The following is a 1,512-nucleotide window of genomic DNA, read 5'->3' on the forward strand; positions in this document are numbered from 1 at the left end:
ATCGCGTTTTTCTCGTCAACAGTGAAGCGACGATTGGAATGGCGGACAGGAATAACAAAATCCATCAAAGACCTTCCCCGCCCCGAGTGCCCCGTCCGGTATAGACAGAAACCTGTCACACAAGAGCCTGACACACAGGGGACCCTGGCCGGTCAAGCGGGCAGAGGCCGCTCAAGCGTTGGCGGGCTTGGACTGGGACCGGGACCGGGCCCAGGCTGCCGGCGCGAGCACCACGGCGATCCCGACGGCGGCGCCGATCACTGTTTCCACGATCCGGTCGCGCAACAGCAGGTCCGGGCTGGCCGGAGCAACCAGCAGCGTCGAGATCAGCGCAAGCGGCGTCACGAAGACCTGGGCCACGACGTAGTTGCGGGCGATGAATAGCTCGGCGCCGAACTGGCAGATGGCGATCACCAGGACCGTCTGCCACGGCACGGGATGCAGCAGCAGGATCCCCGCGAGCAGTAGCAGGCCCAGCACGGTGCCGATGATTCGCTGGACTCCGCGGGCGATGCGGTGGCGGGTGGTCCGGCCCACCAGGGGAACCACAGCCGCCACCATTGCCCAGTAGTTGTGGCCGAAGCCCAGCCACTGCCCCACCAGGGTGGCAAGGGAGCCGGCCAGCCCTGCTGCTGCGAGGTAACCCACTGCTTCCAGCCGCGCCGCACGCTTCTCATCGTGGCTGAGCCGGGCAGGTGCGGGCATTTGCCAGGGCGTCCGGCGGCTGCGCAGCACGCGGGATGACAGCCCCACCAGCAGGCAGAACACCGTGGTGAGGACGGCCACCAACATGCACTGCCACAGCGGCGGCTGGCCGGGAATGGAGGCGATGGCGGCAAACGCGAAGATGTGGAAGAGGGAACCGGCGGGCCGGTGGCGCCACCAGGCAATGACCAAGGAACAGGCACCGGCCACCAGCGTGGTGGCCAGGACCAGCAGCCAGGTGCTCGCGGTTGCCGGGAGTCCCAGGGCGCCGCTGGCCCGCGCGAACAGGCTGGCTATGAGCATCACGACGAGCATGAGAGAACCGGCCCGCACCTGGATGAAGAAGCGTTTCCGGTGCAGCTCGCCGCGGCCGTAGATCCCGGTGAATGCGCCAAACGACGCGAAGATCGCCAGGTCCAGGCGATCCAGCAGCAGGAGGGTGATCAGCGGAACGAAGACTCCCACTGCGCAGCGGATGGCGACGTAATGGTCCTTGTTTGCCGGGGCAAGGGTGAACATCTCGGCCAGCAGCTTCACGGTGGAGGGGCGCCTTTCGTAACGGTAAGGAACTGACGACGGCGGCGCTGGCGTCCGGTTGCCAGTTTACTTTGCTGCCACTTCCCGGAAGCCTGCCTAACCGGCCCTCGACCGCACGAGCGGCCCCGCCCCGGTATATATCAAGCTGTTTGTGACAGCGGGGTGGTTTGTTTGTTGTTGATCCCGGCTTTGGGAGGGACTCCCGGTGCTGAGGGTTGGTTCCGGTATCGGTGTGGGTTGCGGGCGTAGCAGGCGTCGAGCGTTGCTTGC

1 protein-coding gene is annotated in these 1,512 nt (G+C 66.0%); it reads right to left on the reverse strand.

Annotated elements, in window-relative coordinates:
* Positions 1–171: 171 nt before the first annotated feature.
* A complete protein-coding gene (locus tag JYA52_RS00245) occupies positions 172–1,242 on the reverse strand; it encodes an FUSC family protein (protein ID WP_205651162.1) in 1,071 nt (356 codons plus the stop codon).
* Positions 1,243–1,512 lie beyond the last annotated feature (270 nt).

It is taken from the genome of Arthrobacter pascens (genome assembly GCF_017052465.1).
Lineage (GTDB): Bacteria > Actinomycetota > Actinomycetes > Actinomycetales > Micrococcaceae > Arthrobacter > Arthrobacter pascens.